At 72.3% G+C, this 16105-nt stretch carries 14 protein-coding genes; 7 read left to right on the forward strand and 7 right to left on the reverse strand.

Going from position 1 to position 16105, the window contains the following annotated elements:
- The first annotated feature begins 609 nt into the window (after positions 1 to 609).
- Positions 610 to 804, forward strand: a complete 195-nt coding sequence (locus ACSUPT_RS00005) for a hypothetical protein (RefSeq protein WP_351968086.1) — start codon at positions 610 to 612, stop codon at positions 802 to 804.
- 1754 nt (positions 805 to 2558) lie between these two features.
- Here ACSUPT_RS00005 and ACSUPT_RS00010 read toward each other — a convergent pair.
- Positions 2559 to 2801, reverse strand: a complete 243-nt coding sequence (locus ACSUPT_RS00010; protein WP_399218555.1) for a DUF6411 family protein — start codon at positions 2799 to 2801, stop codon at positions 2559 to 2561.
- A gap of 1119 nt (positions 2802 to 3920) precedes the next feature.
- Here ACSUPT_RS00010 and ACSUPT_RS00015 point away from each other — a divergent pair.
- Positions 3921 to 4049, forward strand: coding sequence for an endonuclease domain-containing protein (locus tag ACSUPT_RS00015; RefSeq protein WP_436943058.1), 129 nt, complete (start codon positions 3921 to 3923; stop codon positions 4047 to 4049).
- Positions 4050 to 4116: 67 nt separating this feature from the next.
- On the opposite strand, the gene ACSUPT_RS00020 is transcribed toward ACSUPT_RS00015, so the two are convergent.
- Positions 4117 to 4275 carry a hypothetical protein gene (locus ACSUPT_RS00020; protein WP_399218509.1) on the reverse strand — a complete coding sequence of 53 codons (159 nt, stop codon included), beginning with the start codon at positions 4273 to 4275 and terminating at the stop codon, positions 4117 to 4119.
- A 165-nt stretch (positions 4276 to 4440) separates the two neighbouring features.
- On the opposite strand from ACSUPT_RS00020, the gene ACSUPT_RS00025 reads away from it, so the two are divergent.
- A complete protein-coding gene (locus ACSUPT_RS00025; protein WP_436943060.1) occupies positions 4441 to 6015 on the forward strand; it encodes a hypothetical protein in 1575 nt (524 codons plus the stop codon).
- Positions 6016 to 6268: 253 nt separating this feature from the next.
- Here the strand turns inward: ACSUPT_RS00025 and ACSUPT_RS00030 are convergent, their stop codons facing one another.
- The 3 genes from ACSUPT_RS00030 to ACSUPT_RS00040 form a co-directional block, all read right to left on the reverse strand.
- Positions 6269 to 6637 carry an STAS domain-containing protein gene (locus ACSUPT_RS00030; RefSeq protein ID WP_351968334.1) on the reverse strand — a complete coding sequence of 123 codons (369 nt, stop codon included), beginning with the start codon at positions 6635 to 6637 and terminating at the stop codon, positions 6269 to 6271.
- Positions 6634 to 8082 (reverse strand): PP2C family protein-serine/threonine phosphatase, encoded by a 1449-nt coding sequence (locus ACSUPT_RS00035; protein ID WP_436943063.1) that lies wholly within the window; start codon positions 8080 to 8082, stop codon positions 6634 to 6636. Before ACSUPT_RS00035 ends, ACSUPT_RS00030 begins: the two co-directional genes overlap by 4 nt.
- 834 nt (positions 8083 to 8916) lie before the next feature.
- The gene (locus tag ACSUPT_RS00040; protein WP_436943064.1) at positions 8917 to 9054 is read right to left on the reverse strand and encodes a hypothetical protein; all 138 of its coding nucleotides are present in this window, start codon (positions 9052 to 9054) and stop codon (positions 8917 to 8919) included.
- Between the two features lie 654 nt (positions 9055 to 9708).
- Between ACSUPT_RS00040 and ACSUPT_RS00045 the strand changes: the two genes are divergently transcribed.
- Both ACSUPT_RS00045 and ACSUPT_RS00050 read left to right on the forward strand, forming a co-directional pair.
- Entirely contained in the window at positions 9709 to 9990 is a 282-nt protein-coding gene (locus tag ACSUPT_RS00045; protein WP_436943066.1) for a hypothetical protein, read from the forward strand.
- A gap of 543 nt (positions 9991 to 10533) precedes the next feature.
- The gene (locus tag ACSUPT_RS00050; protein ID WP_436943068.1) at positions 10534 to 10812 is read left to right on the forward strand and encodes a hypothetical protein; all 279 of its coding nucleotides are present in this window, start codon (positions 10534 to 10536) and stop codon (positions 10810 to 10812) included.
- Positions 10813 to 10966: 154 nt separating this feature from the next.
- On the opposite strand, the gene ACSUPT_RS00055 is transcribed toward ACSUPT_RS00050, so the two are convergent.
- Complete coding sequence (locus ACSUPT_RS00055) at positions 10967 to 11200, reverse strand: hypothetical protein (RefSeq protein WP_436943069.1); 234 nt, start codon at positions 11198 to 11200, stop codon at positions 10967 to 10969.
- 164 nt (positions 11201 to 11364) lie between these two features.
- Here ACSUPT_RS00055 and ACSUPT_RS00060 point away from each other — a divergent pair, with 164 nt between their 5' ends.
- Both ACSUPT_RS00060 and ACSUPT_RS00065 read left to right on the forward strand, forming a co-directional pair.
- Positions 11365 to 12774, forward strand: a complete 1410-nt coding sequence (locus ACSUPT_RS00060; RefSeq protein ID WP_436943070.1) for a hypothetical protein — start codon at positions 11365 to 11367, stop codon at positions 12772 to 12774.
- An 870-nt stretch (positions 12775 to 13644) separates the two neighbouring features.
- Positions 13645 to 14418 carry a pentapeptide repeat-containing protein gene (locus ACSUPT_RS00065; RefSeq protein WP_436943071.1) on the forward strand — a complete coding sequence of 258 codons (774 nt, stop codon included), beginning with the start codon at positions 13645 to 13647 and terminating at the stop codon, positions 14416 to 14418.
- Here ACSUPT_RS00065 and ACSUPT_RS00070 read toward each other — a convergent pair.
- The gene (locus ACSUPT_RS00070; protein WP_436943072.1) at positions 14336 to 15901 is read right to left on the reverse strand and encodes an MFS transporter; all 1566 of its coding nucleotides are present in this window, start codon (positions 15899 to 15901) and stop codon (positions 14336 to 14338) included. The genes ACSUPT_RS00065 and ACSUPT_RS00070 overlap by 83 nt on opposite strands.
- Positions 15902 to 16105 lie beyond the last annotated feature (204 nt).

Raw genomic sequence — 16105 nt, forward strand, 5'->3', positions numbered from 1 at the left:
TGTCGGTGGTGTCGGTGGTGTTGGTGAGGATCGCGATGCCGGCCCAGCCCAGCAGGGGCAGGGCGACAGTCGCCGTGGCCAGCGTCCAGGGCCGGGTGCGTCTTGGGCCGGCCGGAACCTGTCGGGCATGGTCGTGTGATCCGTCCGCCGCTTGGGGTGGGAGGGAGGGCAGTTGGACGTTTTCGCTTTGTGGGCGGGGCGGGTGTGTCGTGTGATCCGTCCGCCGCTTGGGGTTGGGGGGAGGGCAGTTGGACGTTTCGCTTTGTGGGCGGGGCGGGTGTGGTGGAGCGGGCGGCGTCGGCGCGTTTCCAGCGTTCCAGGCACGCGGCCACCGCGGGCTCGCCGCCCAGCGCCCAGGCGATGGGCTCGGCAGTCTCCCAGCGTGGGAGTCGTTTGCCGCTGAGGACGTCGGAGATGGTGCTCTCCCGCACGGTGGCATCCGGGTACCGCGTTCGGCTCCGCCGCACGATGGTGGTGTAGCTGGGCTTTGCCGCGTCCCGGTGGAGTTCGCGCATCCAGGCGGCGAACTCCGCGACCGGTTCGGTGGCCCTTCCGGTTTCTTCGGAGTCGTTCGCTGTCATTCGGTTTCCCCCTAAGCCCAGGTCGTGGGTGGCTCACTGGTGCCTGTCCGCACTCGTCGCTATCTCATCGAGGCTCATCGTGTACGTGCTCGCCGTTCTCGCCCTGCTCATCCTTGCCGGTATCGCGATCGGGCGGATCGCCTATCAGAACCCCGCCCTGGGCACCGCCATGGTCACCGCCACCACCGTCCTCGCCCTCCTCTACACCGTCCTGCAGAGCTGACGCGGCAATGCCCGCTGCCCGCTCGGGGCAGCGGGACCGGTCGGCCGGGGCGTGGTGAGCACGCCCCGGCCGAGCAGGCTGTGCACACCGGGCGTTAAGCGCCAGGAAGACCGCCATGCCCGAGTCGGCTTGAGCAGTCCCTTGGCCGGACCTCGCACCCTCAACCTCACCACCGTCGGTGAGGGCACGCCGAGGAAAGCGGCCCACCGGCCGGGCCGAGGAGCCGGGATTCCGGAACTCGACCGGGGGGTGGCCGGGCAGCAGGCCGCACACCGGCCGGCCGGGCGGGCGGCACCGGGCCTGGCACCCCCCTTGCTTCGCTGGGTCCTCGCTTCCCTTGCGGGGCTGCCCCGGCAGCCCTTCACAGTCCCGCCACCGGCCGCGGTGGAACTTCGAACCGGTCACCGGGCGCAGCCCACGGCCGGTTCCTTCGCGGCCTCCCCGACCGGGACGGCAGGACCCCTTTTTTCACTGACTGACCGGAGGTCACCCAGCATGCTCGACACCCTGCTCACCCTCGTGCTGCCCGTGGCGCTGTGCCTGGCTGCGGTCTGCCTGACCGTCGTCTGCGTCGTCGCGCTCAGCTGGGCCCGCCGTACCGACACCGTCAAGGTGGCCCGGGCACTGCCGGAACCGATGCTGACCGTGTCCGTCCCCGTCGCGGATCTGCGGCCGGGATGGGCGGGGGGCGGAGTGGGACGGGTTCCGGGCGTTCCTTTCCGTCGACGCGGGCCGGGTGTGCTGCGCTGCAGGGGCGGTTGTGAGATGGCGCCCGGTGTTTCCGGAGATCGTGGCCGGCGCCGTGCAACTGCCGGACACAACCGCCGCCCAGCACGGGCGTGCCGCCTCCAGCGCCCAGCTGACCGCCCACCTCTCGCAGCACTCCTTCCCCGCCCCGGAGAAGCCCGGGGTGGAGGAAGCCGAACCGGCCGTGGGCTGGACGCGATGGAGGTCCTGGCGGCGAACGCTTCCCGTGGGCCCTGGCCGCGCAGGAGACGCGACTCTGGCCGGACAGGGAGTTCGTCGACGTCGCGCTGAGCGCGGTGCGCGCCGAGGAACCCTTGGGACACATCGAGCGCCTGGAGGCGTTCGTCGAGCAGCACCGCAAGCGCATCTGGCGATGCGCCCTGGACGCCGACGTCCAGGGCGCGGGCCCGCACGGCGGGTGCGGTGGCGATGCCCGGACTCACTGGCGATGCCGGACTCACTGGCGATGTCGAACTCACCGGACAGTGCGATCACGGCCACAGTGCCGTCGGTGCGTGCGGGACGTCCGAGACGGTCCCCCTCACACGGAACGCTTGTCAGTCCGGTCTCGAGAGGGTGCCGGTCGTGGACGGGGCGGGGCTCACCCACGCGCCACTGGACCGCCGGCACCCTCAACGGTGACGCCGCCGACGGCGTACTGGCGAAGGCGGCCTGGTCGCGGCCTGACACCTGGTCCTCACGACAGGGGAAGGTGCGGTGACGACCATGCGCCTCGATCCGAACCCCGGGAAGCGGAGCGCGAGCTGTCCGTCCCGTAGGACCCGAGGACCCGCCGACCCGGGCCGTGCGACGCCCGGCATCCCTGACGACCCGATGAAAGGTGCGGCTCTCGCCACTCCGCCCACAGCGGGGCGGGCACGGCCGCCGCGGTACCCGCTCTCCTGGACGGCCGGCTGCCAGGAGCCGGATGTGCTGCTCGCCCTCGCCGGCACACAGCGGCCCGGCCGCCGACGGGGATTGCGTGCCGGGCCGAACGGGGCGCGGGGTCAAAAGGGCATGTGGCCCCGCATGCGGCGGCCGAGCGAGCCACTCCTACCGACCGCCTTGGAGCTGCTGCTGAACGGCTTGCTCAAGAGGCGGCCCAGCGGGCCGGGGGCCTTGCCGCCCGCGCGGGAGCCCAGGCCGAGGGTCTTCTGAGTACCTTGCTCGGCATGCCTGGAGAGGCGGGGCAGGAAGAACGCCAGAACGGCGAGTATGACGCAGACAGCGATGATTCCGGCGATCATCATGGTGGGACCCCACCCCTTCTTCTGTGGTGCACTGACACTTCGTCGTGTGCGACCGCGTGTACCCGTCGAATCTTCCGCCACGCCCCGGCTCCGGCCGCCGCCTGCGACTTCGTCCACGACGTATGGGGCCTCAGGCGCCGTTGCCGGCGGCCCCCGGTCGACGACGGCCAGGCGGTCACGGGAAACGTCCGAGAAGCACCTGCGGGGCATCGGCAGCCTTGAGGCGCTGCGCCAGCCCGGCTGCCACCGCGAGACCGCCCACCGTTCCACGTACGCGAACAGGCCGGTGTGTTCGGTGAGCATCGCGAGCACCTGGTCGCGGGCGGCGTCCACGGCCTGGTGCTCGGTGTCGGTGACGAAGCCGAGCCGCCGTACGTGCGCGTTTTCGTCTTCGTCCTTCCCACTCCCATCGAGTCAGGTCGGGGGCGACGACCACGTCCACCGTGAGGGCGAAGGTGTCGACGTCGTTCGGTGTACGGGGGGGGTGGGATGCTCGTGTTCACGTACCAGTTCCACAGCCCGCCGCCCGTGTAGAACGCGTTGACGCTGAACCACGCGGCCAGCGCCTTCCACAGCAGCAACTCGGTCTCCCGCCACACCGCCACACCGCCCCCCCCCCCCCCCCCCCCCCCCCCCCCCCCCCCCGAGCCCCTACACACCGGTCGCCATCGCACCGAACACCACCACGCGCGCACCGAGCGGTCGCCGTCGGTACGGGCCTTGACGTAGAGGGCTGGCCAGTGGGTCTCGGCTCCCGGCTAGCAGGCGGCTACCAGGGCCTCGCTGGTGTCGGCGATGACGCGCCCCACCGCCTCAGCGCGCCTCGGGGCCGTGGGCAAGCCGCCGTCCGGGGACGGCGGCTTGCCCAGACTTCTCTTGGGCTTGCCCACGGCTACCGGCGCCGCCCGATCCGGAACACGCCGCGGCCCTTGGCCACCGCCGGTGGTTCGGCCGCCGCTCGGGCTACGGCCTCTTCCGCCTGGCGGCGCGCGAGGCGTTCGGCTTCGGCCCGATCCCTGGCCGCGTCCGCGCACGATCCGCACAGGCCGTCGCCCCAGGACCGGTCTCACCCGCGTACCTGCGTCCAGCGGTCGTCGGTGAGCCTCGCCCCGCAGTTCCGTGCCCACCGGCCGCTGCGCTGTCTGCGGTGAGACGGACCCTCGCATGGGCTGCGACCACAACCACGCCACCGGACTGGTGCGCGGGTCGTTGTGCGTCTCCTGCACCCTTGCGAGGGCCTCGCCGTGAGGGGCCGGCCGCGAGCATGCGCTGAGACAGCTGCCAGGGTGGGCCCGATCCCGGGAAGAAGCACTCGTTACCAGGGGATGTGGGTGAGCGCCCATGCGAGCAGGGTGCTGGTGGCAGTGGCGGTGGCGGCGCTGGCGACCGCCAGGACGAGCTGGCCGGGCCTTCGGCCGGCACGGGCCCTCATCGCGAGCCGGTGGTGCCGACGGTGGTTCGGGTGCTTCTTCACGGTCGTCTCCCCTTCGATGTGCCTGACTTCTGTGCCCCCGGATGGAGCAATTGGTATGACTGTCAGTCAGTGCGGGCCCAGGTTGAAGCGACGCAGGGTTATGGGCACGACAACCATGGCCCTGAGCCCGACAACAAGGGGTTGTCGCCCCGGGGGAGGGGACGAATGGCAGAGAACGCCAGCGGTAAAGGGGGCCGTCCGTGGGGGGAGCTGAAGGGCGGGAGGCCGGAGGCCAATGACCTGGCCACGGCGATGCGCAAGTGGCTCCGTGCCTCGGGGATGACAGCGAGGCAGTTCCACGCGAAGCTGCAGCCGGAGGACTTCACCGGCGGCAGAATCCCGTCGATCGACACCGTCTACAGCCGGTTCGCCGGCATCGCCCCGGACTGGGAGTTCGTCAGCGCGGTCGTCCACATCTGCTCGCCGGACGTGGTCACGATGAACAAGTGGAAGGGTGAAGCCCAGGAGCTGTGGAAAAAGTGGGTCGCCGCGGAGCGCGATGGCAAGAAGGCCCGCAAAGGCGTGGCGCAGCACGGTGGCCTTGTCGTCGAAGTGCCCGATATTCCCGGCCTTCCGGCCACGGCCTCCGCGGATGAGCGTCTGCTCGCCGCGTACGACAAGATCCAGCAGATGTACGAGGCTCAGCTGATTGCCACCAAGAGCCACCATCGCCTCGAGATGCTGCTGTTCCTCATGCTCGGCAGGGAGAACGACCACCTCCAGCACATCGCGCGCCTGGAGCAGCAGCTCGACAGCGTCATGGAACAGCGCACGCCGGACCCTGCCCAGATCGCCACCCTCCGCACCATGATCGAAGAGGCGGAGGTCAGGGAGCGGCAGCTCCTCCAAGCCCGGGACAAGGCGCAGACCGAGCGTGACATCGCTCAGCAGATGCTCGACCACGCCAACCGGACGATCAAGTGCCTCCAGGAGGAGATCGAAAGGCTCAAGGCCGGCGCGGTGTCCATGGGGACAACCGTCGTACGCCTTGAGGACGCCTTCGTCAGCGGCCTCAACGACGTCGACGGAGCGCTCGGGCAGATCCAGCGGATCCTCGAAGAGGAGCACGACCAGCTCTACCGCCTGCGGCGGCGACTGGGGTGGCGTCTGGTGGATGGCGGCATCGCCTCCGCCCCGCACGTCATCGCCGGGCAGGTTGTCGATCCTGCCGGCCGCGAACATCCGATAACGCCCGACAATCCGCCGACCGGGCAGCTTGCGGCCTCCGCCTTTCCCGACAACCCGGCCACCGGCCACGCACTGCCCAAGCCCAGGCCGCCCGCCCTCCTCCTGGCGCAGCGCATCGGGCGGGCCACCGCCTCCGCGAAGAGCGTGGTCCGGCGCGGCGTCCACACGGCGGTGCCGTATACGTTGCGCTTCACCGTGCTCGTGATGATCGCCGTGTGGTCGATGATCGTCGGCAGCACCTTCACGGAGATCCGTCGCGGCGACGCCTCGCTGCTGAGCGTGACTCTCAGCGCGGTGGCCGGTCTCGTCCTGCTCGGTTGTTTCCAGATCAGAGTGAGGCAGATAGTCAAACGGGGCATGACCCGGGAACACGCGTGGGAGGGCGACTCCCTGTTCATCGGCACCACCAGGCAGAGGGTCATCCAGTACTACGTCCGGACGCCGACGCTTCTTCAACTGGTGGGACTGGCGCCCTCCCTCACTGCACCCCAGTACCTCGGCCCCCTCGACACGCTGGGCCGGGAGCTCGCGCATTTCCTCGGCATGGCCTAGGGGTCGGGGTCGTTCGTGGTCTCGGCGGGGCGGTAGGGGCTGACGGGCTGACAAGGGGGCCGGTGATTGCGCCGTGTTCGTCTGGTCCTCCGACACAGATGGCGCACAAGGGGGCAGGGCCGGGGCGCGGTCGGACCGGCCCTGCCGGACGGGGGGCCGGGTCGGCCCCTTGCAGACCCGATTCGCCGGTTCGCCTCCGGGAGGGGGACTTCAGCGTCGCGGGCTGTGCAGTGCTGACCGGCGAGCGGGGGTTTCAGGCGGTGGTGCGGTTGCCTTGGCGTGCGGCGAGCGCGGCGTCGGCGCTGGGGTGGACGGGCAGGAAGGTGTCCATCCCGGTGACGCTGAGCAGGCGGCCCAGCCGGTCGGGGATGGCCGCCAGGGTCAGGGAGCCGCCGGCGTCCTTGGCGCAGCGCCAGATGCCGACGAGGGCGCCCAGGCCGGAGGAGTCGCAGAAGGTGACGCCTGAGAGGTCGGCGACCAGGTCGGGGTGGCCGTCGGCGAGGAGTTCCAGGGCGCGGGCCCGCACGGCGGGTGCGGTGGCGATGTCGAACTCACCGGACAGTGCGATCACGGCCAGGGTGCCGTCGGTGTGCGGGACGTCGATGTGGAATGCGTCGGTCATGGGCGTCGGTTCTCCTGCCCGACGGAGGCGTCGGCGGTCGGGGCGGCGGCGCTGTGGGCGGTGGTGGTGATGCCGCAGGGAGCGGCGTCGGGGGTGGGGACGGACAGGGCCAGCAGTGCCACGTCGTCGCGTTCAGTGTCGGGCAGGGTGTCCAGGAGGGCGACGGTGTCGTCGATCAGGGCGCCGGCACCGACCGGCGCCGGCCGCCGGGTCAGGAAGTCGATCAGGCCCGTGTCGGCGAGCATGCGGCCATCGGCGGTGCGGGCCTCGGTCAGCCCGTCGGTGTACAGCAGCAGTCCCTGGCCCGGTGCCAGGTGCAGGGTGCGTGAGGCGAAGGCGGCTTCGGCGAACGCGCCGACCAGCATGCCGCCCTTGGCGTGGACCGCCTCCACCAGCATGCCGCCGTCCTGGGTGGGGCTGAGGTGGTAGGCGGGCGGGTGGCCGCCGGTGGCCAGCGTGACCGTGAAACCGCCGTCCCGGGCCGGGTCGAGCAGACCGAAGACGGCGGTGCAAAAGCGGGTGCCGACCGCCGCGTCCAGCAGCAGCGCGGTGTTCAGGGCCTTGAGCGCGGCCGTGGGTTCGGCGTCGACGAGGGCTGCGGCCCGCAGCGTGTAGCGGGTCAGTGAGGTGATCGAGGCGGCTTCGGCGCCCTTGCCGCACACATCGCCCAGGAAGAACGCCCACCGGTCCCCGCCCACGGGGAAGACGTCGTAGAAGTCGCCGCCCACTTCCTGGGGGGAGGCGGTCTTGTAGTGGCAGGCCACCTCCAGCCCCGGTACCGCGGGCAGTGCCGGGGGCACCAGGGTGCGCTGCAGGGTGGAGGCGAACGCGGCGATGGCCGCCTTGTCCCGCTCCGCGCGCTGCCGGGCCTCCTCCTCCGCCTGGCGTTTGTCCTGCTCGGCGCGCACGACGTGCAGCGCGGACAGCCGCAGCTCAAGCTGGTCACGCACCACCGCGGCAAGGTCCGCGAGCGTGGCCGAATCCGCCTCGCAGATCTCGCGGGGGCGGGTGTCCAGGACGTTGACCGTGCCCAGCCGGTACCCGTCGGCGGTGATGATCGGAGCGGCGGCGTAGAACCGTACCCCCATCGGACCGGCGACCAGCGGGTTGGAGCAGGCGACCGGATCGAGCAGGGTGTCGGGGATGACGGTGGTGTCATCGGTCAGGACCGCCGAGGCGCACAGGCCCGGATCCCGGCCGATCTCGGTGACGCCCTCCAAGCCGTGCGTGGCCTTGAACCAGATCCGGTCCTCGTCCACGATCGTCACCGTCGCCACCGGCACCTCGAACAGGCGGGCGGCCAGCGCCGCGACTCTGTCGTAGGCGCCGTCCGGCGGAGTGTCGAGAATGTCGTAACGGCGCACCGCCGCCATCCGCGCCGCCTCGACCGACGCGGCCGGCGGGTCCTTCGGAGTTATCGCAGGCGGGCTGGCTTGCTCCGGCATGGTCCTCGTCTCGTCATCCCCCCCAGGAAGGCACCGACCAGGCAGCCAGCACCCCGAAACCCTACCGAACACCCCGGCGTCACCGCTCAGAAGGCGCCGCCGAGCGGCCGGTCCGTAGGCTTGCGGAAGAAGCCCGTGACCCACGGGCGTACGCGCTCACGGTCAGCCGGCGTGGCAGTGCCCACGTACTCCCCCACGATGTCGTTCCGGCCGGCGGGCCCCGTTCGGTGGAGTGGATGCCGGGCACGTGGTGTCCACTCCCGGAGGGTGGGCTCCACGCGGGGTGGAGTGGAGGCAGGGCGTTGCCGGTGCGCACCACCGCACCGGGTGCGCACCACCGGGTCCACTCGGTGGCCGGTGTCCCGGCCGCGGTGCGGTTTCGGGCTGCTGCCGGCGGTGCGCCTGCTGGCCGTCCGAGCGGACCGGGCGGACCGGACGGACCGCGTCGGAGTCGGCCTGTGCGGTGTGGCGGTCCCCCGCGGGCGCGGGCGTCGACCCGTGCGGTGTGGCGGTCCCCCGCGGGCGCGGGCGTCGGCCTGTGCAGTGTGGCGGTCCCCCGCGGGCGCGGGCGTCGACCCGTGCGGTGTGGCGGTCCCCCGCGGGCGCGGGCGTCGGCCCGTGCGGTGTGGCGGTCCCCCGCGGGCGCGGGCGTCGGCCCGTGCGGTGTGGCGGTCCCCCGCGGGTGCGGGCGTCGGCCTGTGCAGTGTGGCGGTCCGCGCGGGTGCGGGCGTCGGCGGCCGCCTTGGTGAACGCGTCCTGGAGGCGGCGTAGTCGGCCGGCGGTGAGATCGAGGGCCCACGTCCGTAGGGGACTTCCGCAGGGCCCGCAGCGCCGTCAGGGCGATCGCCTCCCCGCCAGCGGCACGTCCGGGTCCTGGTCGTCGTGCCCGGGGTCGGCCGTCCCGGGCGCGAGCAGCTGCTCGGGCATCGCCGCCTGCTGGTGGGCGACGTCGTCGTACGCCCGGCCCCGCACGGCGGTGGCGGGCGGTGGCGGGGGCGGTGGGCAGCTGTTCGCGGATTGCCGCGCCGGCGAGGACGGTGCGCTCGTACGGGAGCGGGACGCGGGGTCTCCCCGCTCCCCCGCGTCGTGGCCCGGGGGCCGGTGCGGGGCCGGGTCGCCGGGACCGGGCCCCGGGGGATGCCGGTCCGGGCCGGGCACGGGGGCTGAAGGCGGGCGGAGGGCGGCGAGCGGCGGGCGGCGGGCGGCGGGCCACGCTCCGCGCTCCTGCACCGTGTCCACTGCGCGGCCGCAGGGCGGTTGGAGGTGACGGGTGTGAGGCGGGGACGCGCCCCTCACCTTCTGTGCCCTGCGGCACGCCCGCGGCCGGTGCACGGACGGCCGGCCAGGAACGGTGTATCGGGCGGCCGTCGTTCGCGGCGCCCGACAGCATGGAGCGCGCGCCGGCGGATGCCGGGACGGCGGCCGGTGCGCAGCCGGGGTGCCGGGTGGCGTGGTGAGGGAGCGGTGAGGGTGGACGAGGGGTGTTTCAGCCGGCGCGGTCTGCTGCGGGCTTCCGCGGCAGGGCTGGCGGTGGCCGCGGTGCCGGCCGTTTCCTGCGGGGCGGCGGCCGGCGCCGGCCTTGCCGGGTGCGGGGAGGGCGGGGAGACCGTCCCTCGGTACCGGGAGGTGACCGGAGGGTCGGTCACCGCGTCGCGGGACGGGTCCGTGCTGATCGTCGAGGTGCAGGGCGTGCTGTGGCGGGTCCCCCCGCAGGGCGGGACTGCTGCGCGGATCACGGAGTGGGAGCTGGAGGCCACGCGGCCGGCGTTGTCACCGGACGGCGCGACGCCGGCGGTGGGCGGCTACCCCGGCGGCGGCGGAGCTTCGCCCACCCAGATCGGCCGCGGCGGAACCGGCGGAGGCCCGCACGGCGTGGCTCTGTGCACGCCGGACCCGAAGGGCGGTTAGGTCCCCGGCTCCAAGGGTGTCGCTGGAACGGCAGGCGGGGACGGCGGCAACGGGCAGGCCCTGGCCCGTGGTTCCGGCAGGAGGGGCGGCACCGGCGGAGCCGGCGGCACGTTCAACCCCAACGCCGGAAACGCCGGCAACCCCGACGCCCCCAAACAAGAAGGCGACAACGGCGCGTACGGATGCAAGGGCGGTGACGGCGTCCTCGGCGCCAACGACCAGGACGGAGCCGTCATCATCACCTGGACCGAGACGAACCGGATCCGGTATAGAAGGCACCCGGCGGGGGCCGGGCAGCCTCCGCCGTCTCCGGGAGGGGCGATGGGGCGGGGGCCATCCGGCCCATCTCCGAGCGCAGGGCGAGGGAGGCAGCCGCGTCGCTGACCGGATGCCCGATCTACTCTCCTCCGGCCCCCTGTTCAGGGGTCGGGGACGTTCCCCGACGCCCACCCCGAATCGGAGTGTCAAGGGCACACCCAACAAAAGAGTTGTTTCGCCGAAAAGGGCACTCTCCGGGCGTCCTGGTGCCCTATCGTCTGCCGGATGAGCGACAGCATCCCGGTCATCAAGATCTACGATCCCGCCGACAACCACGGCAATGTCCTGACGTTCGACTACCCGAACGGCGCATACGTCGAGGTCGAGAGGCTGAAGGAGCGCGAAGACGCGGACGACGGGGATTCGGAAGCCCTCTTCCAGATCACCGTGTACGCGTCCTCTCCGGAGACCGATGAAAACGCCGCGATCATCTCCAATGAGTACCGCATCACCGCGCGGCGCATGACTGAAGCTCTGGCGCAGTGGCGGACGATCCTGGGATGACCCGCATGATCTGGAAGGGCTGACGCTCTCCCCTCGCCGAGCCCCGGAGCGCAGCCGGCCTGAGCGCCCCGACCCCGGCCCTGACGGACGGCACCTCTCCCCTCGGCTATCGCGTGGGAAAGACTCCTCATGCGGCTAGGCAGTTTCTTTCGGATCATCTTGCCGACCAGATGAAGATGGCGGCGAGGTGGAGTCCGGCGAGGTAGATGGTGGCGGTCTTGTCGTAGCGGGTGGCCAGACCGCGCCATTGCTTGATCCTGTTGATGCACCGCTCGACGGTGTTGCACTGCTTGTAGGCCTCGCGGTCGAAGGCCGGCAGGCACCGGACACGCCACCAGGACCACACCCGGCGGGTTGCACTCCGGCCGCGCGCGGATCCCCCAACCACCCTCCTTCTCCTGCGCGGCCGGGATACCGTGACCGGACGACTCCCCTCGGCGAGCTGCCCGCCGGGGCGGAGAGGGGATCTCGGCCGCCCCGGACAACACGACGTGGGCGGCGCCGGGGACGGGCGCGGCAGCGCGGATCGGGCAGATTCCGTAAGGTGACCGGGTGTCGACCGGGGAGGCCGCGGTGGGTTACGCGATGGGGCGGATGACGGTGGGCGCCTTCCTGCGGCGGCCGTTCCGTTCGCTGGGCGATGGCGGTTACGCGGGTCTGGTCTTCGTGCTGGCGCGCTCGGCCGACAATCCGGAGTTGCACCGAAGGGTGTTCCGGGAATGGCCGGACACGCACGACGTCACGTGCCGCTACCTCGGCGTGATCACCCCGGCCCCCCGCTGCGGGCTCGTCATCGACGCAGGCCACTGGCGATACGAGGAGCACGCGACCGCCGTCGAGGGTGTGTCGTGCCTGGGGGAGAGCAGCAGGCTGGACACGCCCTGGCCGCAGGCGCGGTCGACGCTCCGCATGGACGCGTGGCCGCCGCGCGGGGACGCGGAGGGCGGGTGCCCGGCTGACGGTGCCGTCGTGGAGGATGTGACCCTCCTCCCGGCCCTGACCCACCCCTTGCGGGAGCACCAGGACGCGCTGACCGCAGCGGCCGGGGAGATGCGGAGGTTCTTCGGCGTCTCCGAGGAACTGCTGCCGTGCGCGGTCGTCGTCTCCTTGCTGGAGCAGCGCGCATACGCCGTGGCGCTGGGCGACGTTCCCGGCCTGTACGCCCTTCTGAAACGGGTGCGTGTCGAGATGGAGCCGGTCACCCTGGAGATCGACCGCCGGGACGCGGAACTGGCTCGGGCGCGGGAGGCCCGCCATGCCCTGCGCTCGGCCGGTACCCGCGGTGACCTGCTTGCCAGATCCCGCGCGCAGCAGTGGCAGTGGTCGGTGCGGATCAGGCGCCTCGCCGCCGACCTGATCGGTATCGCGGACCGGCTTCCCCGCGACGAGGCCGAACTGTGCCGCTGGATGGCCTCACGGCTTGCTGAGGACGGGCCGCTGACGGAGCAGGAGGACCGGTCGGCGCAAGCCCTCGCACGTCTTCTCGCCCGCTCGGGAGATCACCGCCGCCTGCCGCGGCGGCTCCGGCGCGCACTCGCCGTACACAGGGCCGGGCACTTCGGCGACGCCGGACTGGCGGCCCGGCAGGTGGCGTATGCCGCGGAGGAGCGGGCGGTCGAGACACGGATCGGGCAGCTGAAGGCGGAGATCGACGATCTGGGGCGGCGCCTGTGCCTGGGGGCCGCCGTCGTCGCCGCCGCACAACGCTTCGGCCTCGCCCCCACCACCACCGCGCACGTACCGGCCTGGCGGGAACTGGCCTGGCCGGTCGAGGTGTTGGTCCCAGCAGCGCGCGACGTCCCGCAGCAACGTGGCGGTTGTACGATCGGCGCCGGGGGGAACGTGGTGCACCACTCGTCGGCCGGCACCGTCCTCCAGGCCGGGGCCATCCACGGGGACGTACACGTTCACGGCCAGCCGGCGCCACCCCTGCCGTCCACCGAAGACGCCGACCCCGGTTGAGTCATCTGGTGCGGCCAGACAGGTCACCGTCACCACGGCGCCCCCGGCTGGGCCTCGCCCCCCACCACCCGGCAGGCGCAGGCGGACTGGATTGCACCACAGGTGCGGGAGGGGCCGGTCGCGGGGGTGCACGGACCGCCTCAGTTCTCCGTGCCCCCGGAAAAGAGGGTGGGGCCTCGTCGGTGCGCGGCGGCGGAACTCTTCGAAGCTCACAGGTCCGCCATCGCCCTGCGCTTCCCGGTCGAGTTGCCCGAGGGGCCGCTTCCCCGCGCTGGTTCGTCCGGGGGGGGCCGCCCACTGCACGGGCCAGTGTCCGGGGGTGCCTGTCAGTCTTTCGCCAGTCGGGGTGTGGGTCCCGGGTTCGCAGGAGGTGCGTCTCGCGGCATGGTGAACGGGATGACGCTGTAGCGGTGGTCGGGCGAGGCGGAGGAGAGAATCAGGCGCGGGACATGCCACGGCCTCGGCATGTTACGTGACGAGGCATCAGGTCAGGGAACCGTGAGGACGCGCCCGGACGGCGAGGTGCCGCTGCGGCTGTGGCGTGCCAGGGAAAGGCGGCCGCCGCAGTGTGCCATCGCACCCGAAACGACAGGCACAGCCGCCGGCCCCACCGCCCCGGCCGCGCGCGGCCCGTACCCGGAGCCGGCGTGGCCGATGCCGGTGAACCGCACTCCCAGAGCGTCGGCGCGGGTCTCGATGGTGGTCCCGCCCGTGGTGGCGGCGCGCTCGCGGCGCTGTTGGCGGCGCCGGGCTGCCAGCGCGTGCCGCTGAGGCCGCCTCGGCCACGTCCGGTCCTCACCGTGTCCACGCCGACCCGGCAAGCAGCGGACACTCCACCAGGACCATACGCAGGTACGACCTGCCCGTGAAATGCCACAGCCCGGTAACACCCGCCGCCCCGGACGTCCCTCGCCCCTACCAACGACTGCGCGGCCACCACACCACCCGCCGCGCCGGCCGCGCAAAGCCGGCCGCAGCGCCGCCGCCGTACCGGTGTACCCCCTGTACGACGCGGGTCTGTCCCGCGCGGATCCCACCCGGGCCAACCTGACCAGCGCGAATCTGGACGACACGGCCTTGCTCCATGCGGACCTGACCGGCGCCGACCTGACCGGCGAAGGGGTTGCGCACATGGGCGGCTCTATGAATCCGATGCGCCGACGGTTCACGCCCAGCACCCGCTGCGGTGGCCCGTTCCTGCCCGTGAGCGGAGGTACCTCACCGGCTCCTGCGGCAACCGGCCACCGCAACACCCCAAGACGCTGCGGCAATTGGGGCGCGGCAGGCGGGATTCCGCACGGGCCGTCGGCCGGGAGGGAACCGCGCGGCGCATGGGCGCGGTTCCCTCCCGGACACGCCGGTGACGTGCGTCCACGCGGACGAAGGGCCCTGGGCCGCACCGGAGAAGCCGATGTTGCCAGCCGTGTTCGACAGCGCCGTCCCTTCACCCCGCGTGCAGCTGCGTCTGCGGATGCCGGTCCTGATCCTGTGCGCCACCATGGGCGCCGGGGGGCGCGGACCCGCGGGAGCGACGGCGGTACGGGCGGTGGTGGTTCCTCCGCTACGGCGACTCCGCCGCGGCCGACGCGTCCTGCGGGGTCGTCGCGGAGGCGGCGCTCGCCGGGCGGAGGACGAGAGCGATGACGGCGAGCGCGGTCAGGGCGACGGCGAACAGCAGCCACATCGCCGCGCGGCCACCGCTGGTGAAAGCGGCTCCGAACAGCTCGCCGGCCTGTTCCGGGGTGAGACCCGTGTGGTGCTGGAGGATCGCCGGGCCGTCCTGGGGGTTCTCCACCGCCCGGGCGGTCCAGGGGCCCGGGGTGAGGCCCTGTGCGCCGAGGCGGTCGTCGAGGGCGCCGTGCGCCGCGAGTCGGTAGACCTCCGTGCCGACGGCCAGACCCAGTGCGCCGCCCAGGTTGTGGCAGGTCCACGAGGCGCCGACGGCCGTCCCGGCCAAGTGGCCCGGCACGGCGGACAGGGCGACGACGGTGGCGGGCCCCAGCACGAGGGCCCAGCCCACTCCCATCGCCACGAGCGCCGCCACCAGGGCGGGTAGGCTCCCGTCGGGGTTGAGGCGGGCCTGGCCCAGCGCCGAGAGGGTGAGGGCCGAGAAGCCCAGGCAGAGCATGCGGCGCGGCCCGTGGCGGTCGACGAACCGGCCGACCAGGGGCGACAGCACCGCCACGGCCGCCGTACACGGAAGCAGCAGCAGACCGGTCGTGTGCCCGTCCAAGCCCCGGACGGTGTGCAGGTACAGCGGCGTCAGGAAGAGCACGACACAGTAGAAAAAGGCCAGCGCGAAGTCCGCCGTGACGGCGCCCAGGAAGTCCCTCCTGGCGAACATCTCGAACCGAATCAGCGGGTCGGGTGCCCGCAGCTCCACCACCCGGAAACCGGCGAGTGCCATGCCTGCACACAGCAGAAGGGCGACGATGCCCGGCGAGGCCCACCCCCAGACATGGCCCAGTGTCAGGGCCAGGACGAGAGAGAGAACGAAGAGGGACAACAACGCCACGCCGGGCCAGTCCATCCCGCCGGCCATCCTCCGACCGTACGACTCCGGGACGGTGGGGACGCACACCGCCAGCGCGGCCGCGACGAGAGGGACGTTCAGCCAGAAGACCCAGGGCCAGCCGGCCGAGCCGACGAGGACGCCGCCCAGGACGGGGCCCAGGGCCAGACCGAGCCCGTTGACCCCGTAGAGGCAGCCGATGGCCTTGCCCCGCTCGTGGGGCGGGAAGATCGCCGAGACCAGGGCCCCGGTGGCGGTGTAGAGGACCGCGCAGGCGGCGCCCTGCAGGAAGCGGAACGCGATGAGCCATTCCGGTCCCGAGGCGAAGCCCGCCCCCAAGGAGGCCGCACCGAAGACGGCGGCTCCCGCGTAGAGCGCCCTGCGGCGGCCGTGGGCGTCGGCGAGGCGGCCCGTGGTCACCATGCCGGTGGCGAGGGCCACGATGAACACGTTGACGATCAACTGGAGTTCGGTGACCGTCGCGCCCAGGTCGGCCTGGATGACCGGCGCCGCGGTACTGACGATGGTCAGGTCGATGCAGCCCAGGAAACTCAGCGTTCCCAGACCCGCGAAAGCCCACCACTTCCGTACCGTTCCCAGCCCGTCTTCGGTCACCGCTTCCCTCGATTCCGTCTCCCACTGACTTTCCAGGGAGTCAATCTCCGCCGGGCGCGCGGTGTCGACGGGTATGACGGAAAGGCATAAACACCTGCCGGAAAAGCATGGCGCATTCCGGTCAGGACGTCTTTCCACATCCCGACCGATAGCGCGAAGGGTGTTCCCACGACAGGGACAAGCTGCTACCTTTCCGGTGCCGGG

The sequence above is a fragment of the Streptomyces sp. SudanB25_2051 genome (assembly GCF_964272635.1).
In the GTDB taxonomy this organism is placed as follows: domain Bacteria; phylum Actinomycetota; class Actinomycetes; order Streptomycetales; family Streptomycetaceae; genus Streptomyces.

What these genes read in the sequence shown, in the direction of transcription:
- ACSUPT_RS00035 (WP_436943063.1), bottom strand. Translation starts at nt 8,082, where the DNA reads ATGCCGGAGCAAGCCAGCCCGCCTGCGATAACTCCGAAGGACCCGCCG.
- ACSUPT_RS00030 (WP_351968334.1), bottom strand. Translation starts at nt 6,637, where the DNA reads ATGACCGACGCATTCCACATCGACGTCCCGCACACCGACGGCACCCTG.
- ACSUPT_RS00065 (WP_436943071.1), top strand. Translation starts at nt 13,645, where the DNA reads ATGCCACAGCCCGGTAACACCCGCCGCCCCGGACGTCCCTCGCCCCTA.
- ACSUPT_RS00010 (WP_399218555.1), bottom strand. Translation starts at nt 2,801, where the DNA reads ATGATGATCGCCGGAATCATCGCTGTCTGCGTCATACTCGCCGTTCTG.
- ACSUPT_RS00050 (WP_436943068.1), top strand. Translation starts at nt 10,534, where the DNA reads ATGAGCGACAGCATCCCGGTCATCAAGATCTACGATCCCGCCGACAAC.
- ACSUPT_RS00025 (WP_436943060.1), top strand. Translation starts at nt 4,441, where the DNA reads ATGGCAGAGAACGCCAGCGGTAAAGGGGGCCGTCCGTGGGGGGAGCTG.